The following is a 3,955-nucleotide window of genomic DNA, read 5'->3' as shown; positions in this document are numbered from 1 at the left end:
CCGCGGGTCGGCGCGGGCGGCGATCCGCGCGGCCGCCTTCGACACGTCCAGCGCGAGCCCGACGGCATCGCGGTCGGCGCCCAGCGCTGCGGTGAGGTAGTAGGCGGTGCCCGCCCCCACCTCCAGAACAGGGGAGCGGCCCTGAACGGCGCCGGCGACCAGTCCCGCGACCGGTGCGAAGACTCCTGCGGCGTGCACCCGTGCCCTGGCCTGGAGCATCGCCACGCTGTCGGCGTTGCCCGGTTCCGGGCCGCCGAGCAGGTTCACGTAGCCCTGCCGGGCCAGGTCGTGGCTGTGGCCCGCTGCGCAGCGCAGCGTCCCGTCCCGCTCCGAGAGCTCCCCTGCGCAGCGGGGGCAGGCCAGCAGGTCGACGACGCCGTCGATCACGACGCGGCGGTGAACACCAGGCCGGCACCGTCGTCGGCGGAGATGATGAGCTGGTCGCCCGTGATCGCGTAGGAGGTGGCCGCCTGGAGAGTGGCCAGCACCGTGTGCTCCTGCTTCGTCAACGCGGCCGAGGCGCAGGCCATCTTCGTGCTGGCGAGAGCCCCGGTCCTGAAGCTGCCCCCCGACGCGGCGACGGGGCCGTGGAAGGAGTTGCAGGCCCTGCCGCTGAGCTGCCCGCCGGTGATGGTCAGGCTGACGGTGCCGTCGCCGGCGGCCGAGCTCACCGCCTCGTCCGCGATGACGCCGCTGAGCCTCCACTCGGTGCCCTCCAGCGGCTTGTCCTCGACGGCGGCGAGGGTGAGCACGGCCGTCCCGTCCGCGTTCACGAGCTCGACCCCCGACCCTGCCGTCCTGGCGCCGGCGACCTGGGTCAGGGCGAGGGTGAAGGCGTGCTCCTGGGCCATCACGTCCTCGGCGCAGGCCATCTGGGTCAGCACTCCCGGCGTGATCGTGACGGACCCGCCGTCCTGCGTGAATGCAGCGGTGTAGCGGTTGCAGCTGGCCGAACCGGCCACGTCGGAGGTGCCGAAGTCCATCGTCGGCTCGTGAGCGGCAAGGGGCGCACTGCCGTTGAGCTGCGTCACCGTCCAGGACGTGCCGGCCAGGGCGGGGGCGGGTGCGGTCGCCGGCGCGGCCGGGGTCGGCGTGCTGCAGGCGGCCAGCAGGGCGAGCAGGCCCACCGGGACCAGCCAGATCTTCCTCATCAGGTCTCCCCTTCGTCGTCGGTGGCCGTCGGTGGCCGCGGCTTCCTCGCCGCGCGCAGGTCCGAACGGATCAGCACCACCAGGCCGATGCCGGCGATGCCGGCGAACGTGAACCATTGAATCGCATAGGAGAAGTGGTTGCCCTCCGTCAGTTCCGGCGGTTGCACCGGAACCAGGTTCCCCTGCTGCGCGGGAGTCGTCTCGAGCGCGGAGATGAAGCCGTTGACGATCGGGTAGGGCAGGGCCGCGGCCAGGGCGTCGGAGTTCACCAACCGGATCGTGTTGGACGGCTGGACCGGGGTCATCGCGTCCGTGCTGCCCTGCTCGTCGCGGCGGACGTAGCCGACGATGCTCACCGTCCCCGACGGCGGCGGGGGCAGGACGGCGGGGTAGTCCTCGGTGTTGGCCTTCACCCCGAAGCCGCGGTCGATCAGCACCCACTCGCCGCTGGTGGCGTGCAGAGGGGTGATCACCTCGTAGCCGCTCTGCTCTCCCTGCGAGCGGTAGCGGACCAGGAACTGGTGGTCGGCGTCGAAGGTGCCCGACACGCTCACCCGCTGCCACTGGTCGGCCTCGACGATCGTCCGGGTGAAGACCGTGGAGAAGTCGACGACGGCGGAGTTCTCGTGGGTGACCACAGAACTGTTCATGGCGCGACGCTGGTCGAGGCGGGACAGCTGCCAGAAGCCGAGATTCACGAAGGCGACCGCCAGCGCGATCACGAACAGGGCGAGGACGAGCCAGCGCAGCCACAGCCGTCCGCCCTGTGGGCGGGCGCCCATCGGCGTCGAGAGCAGCTTCATCCGTCGTCCTCCACGCTGCCGTCCACCGTCTCACCCGGCGGCAGCGCCGGGCGCTGCGGCTCGTCGGGGTCGGGCTCGGGAAGCCGGCGCTGGTCGATGGCGTTCGCGAGCATCACGGCGATCGCGGGCAGCACGGCAGCGGCGAGGAGCAGCAGCAGGTTCCACGGCAGCGGAGTGAGGGTCGCGGCGAGGAAGCAGGCGACCCGGACGGCCATCGTCCACAGGTAGCGGGTGCGGCGGGCGTCGGTGTCGAGCGTCTTGCCCACCCTGGCGCTGGTGATCAGCGCCGGCCTGTTCGCGCGCGCCGGACTCACGGCACAAGACTAGGTCGAAGACTTCCCGGACACCTTCCGATAGTTTGTCGCCCGTGACTGAAACCTCAACCAGTGCAGTGGCCCGCAGCGTGGTGGTGACCGGTGGCAACCGGGGCATCGGACGGGCCATCGTCGAGAAGTTCCTCGCCGCCGGCCACAGGGTCGCCAGTTTCGACATGGGTGGCGAACCGCCTCAGGGCGTTCTCGGCGTCACCTGCAACGTGACCGACTCCGAGCAGGTGGACGCGGCGTTCACGGCCGCGGAGGGGGCCAATGGCCCGGTCGAAGTCCTGATCGCGAACGCCGGCATCACCAAGGACACACTCATCCTGCGCATGTCGGACGCCGACTGGGACGCCGTGATCAACGTGAACCTCACCGGCGCCTTCCGCGTCGCCAAGCGGGCGGCGAAGAGCATGATCCGCGGCAAGTGGGGACGGATCGTCTTCACCGGCTCCGTGGTCGGGTTGTACGGCTCGGCCGGACAGGTGAACTACTCCTCCTCCAAGGCGGCGCTGGTCGGCATGGCCCGCTCGCTCACCCGGGAGCTCGGCAGCCGCGGGGTCACCGCGAACGTGGTCGCTCCCGGCTTCATCGAGACCGACATGACCGCCGTCCTGCCCGAGGACGTGATCGCGCGCTACCTCGGCTCCATTCCCGCTGCCCGGCTGGGCCAGCCGGCAGAGGTGGCCGCCGCCGTGGCATTCCTCGCCTCCGACGAGGCCGGGTTCATCTCGGGCGCGGTGGTCCCGGTCGACGGCGGCCTGGGCATGGGGCACTGAGGCGCGGACATGGGAATCCTCGAGGGAAAGAACATCCTGGTCGCCGGCGTGACGATGAACACGTCCATCGGCTACCGCGTCGTCGAGATCGCGCAGGCCGAGGGCGCCACGGTGGTGGTGTCCAACTTCGGTCGTGCGATGAGCCTGACCGCCCGCGTCCTGCGTCGACTCGACCCCGAGCCTGTGCTGATCGAGCTCGACGTGACCGACGAGTCGCACCTGGCCCGGCTCCCGGAACTGCTCGGTGAGCACGTCGACCACCTCGACGGCGTCGTGCACTCGATCGCGTTCGCCAACCCCGAGACGGCGCTCGGCGGGAAATTCCTGTCCACGCCGTTCAGCGACGTCGGCTTCTCCGTCCACGTCTCGGCCTATTCGCTGGTCAGCCTCGCGATGGCCTGCAAGCCTCTGTTCGCGGAGAAGGCGTCCGTGGTGGGGATGACCTTCGACGCGACGGTGTCGTGGCCGACCTACGACTGGATGGGTGTGTCGAAGGCTGCGCTGGAGAGTGCGTCGCGCTACCTCGCCCGCTACCTCGGCCCCGAGGGGGTGCGCTGCAACCTCGTCGCCGCCGGACCCCTGGAGACGATCGCCAAGAAGGCGATCCCCGGTTCGGAGGAGTTCAACGCGATCTGGGGCACCCGGGCCCCGCTCGGCTGGGACCCGAAGGACCTCACCCCGACCGCCAAGGCTGTGGTCGCCCTCCTGTCCGACTGGTTCCCGGCGACCACCGGCGAGATGGTCCACGTCGACGGCGGCCTGCACGCCACCGGGGCCTGAACCTCCGCGGCCGGGTCCCGCCGCCCGACGGTGGCGATCCTCGGCCCCGTCGCGCCCGTTTGCTCCCGAAAGGCGGGGTTGGTCGCCGGGGGGGGGGGGCCAAGGCGCCGGTAGGGGGGGAGGGG

6 protein-coding genes are annotated in these 3,955 nt (G+C 71.1%); 2 read left to right on the top strand and 4 right to left on the bottom strand.

The window, feature by feature from the left end:
• The 4 genes from QM633_RS07920 to QM633_RS07905 form a co-directional block, all read right to left on the bottom strand.
• Positions 1 to 387: putative RNA methyltransferase (locus QM633_RS07920; protein ID WP_415153201.1), on the bottom strand; the 387-nt coding region annotated here is incomplete at its 3' end.
• Positions 384 to 1,151: an META domain-containing protein gene (locus tag QM633_RS07915; protein ID WP_415153200.1), complete on the bottom strand. Its 768-nt coding sequence runs from the start codon at positions 1,149 to 1,151 to the stop codon at positions 384 to 386. The genes QM633_RS07920 and QM633_RS07915, both read right to left, overlap by 4 nt.
• Positions 1,151 to 1,954 (bottom strand): SURF1 family protein, encoded by an 804-nt coding sequence (locus tag QM633_RS07910; RefSeq protein ID WP_415153199.1) that lies wholly within the window; start codon positions 1,952 to 1,954, stop codon positions 1,151 to 1,153. Before QM633_RS07910 ends, QM633_RS07915 begins: the two co-directional genes overlap by 1 nt.
• Positions 1,951 to 2,268 carry a DUF3099 domain-containing protein gene (locus tag QM633_RS07905; protein WP_415153198.1) on the bottom strand — a complete coding sequence of 106 codons (318 nt, stop codon included), beginning with the start codon at positions 2,266 to 2,268 and terminating at the stop codon, positions 1,951 to 1,953. Before QM633_RS07905 ends, QM633_RS07910 begins: the two co-directional genes overlap by 4 nt.
• A 77-nt stretch (positions 2,269 to 2,345) precedes the next feature.
• On the opposite strand from QM633_RS07905, the gene fabG reads away from it, so the two are divergent.
• Together fabG and fabI are read left to right on the top strand one after the other, a co-directional pair.
• Complete coding sequence (gene fabG, locus QM633_RS07900) at positions 2,346 to 3,050, top strand: 3-oxoacyl-ACP reductase FabG (protein WP_415153202.1); 705 nt, start codon at positions 2,346 to 2,348, stop codon at positions 3,048 to 3,050.
• A gap of 9 nt (positions 3,051 to 3,059) precedes the next feature.
• Positions 3,060 to 3,830 carry an enoyl-ACP reductase FabI gene (gene fabI / locus QM633_RS07895; RefSeq protein WP_415153197.1) on the top strand — a complete coding sequence of 257 codons (771 nt, stop codon included), beginning with the start codon at positions 3,060 to 3,062 and terminating at the stop codon, positions 3,828 to 3,830.
• The last annotated feature ends 125 nt before the right edge of the window (positions 3,831 to 3,955 follow it).

The organism is Propionicimonas sp. (genome assembly GCF_047606205.1).
Lineage (GTDB): Bacteria > Actinomycetota > Actinomycetes > Propionibacteriales > Propionibacteriaceae > Propionicimonas.
The sequence above is the reverse complement of the archived record's forward strand: the minus strand, read 5'-3'. Positions and strand labels throughout refer to the sequence as shown.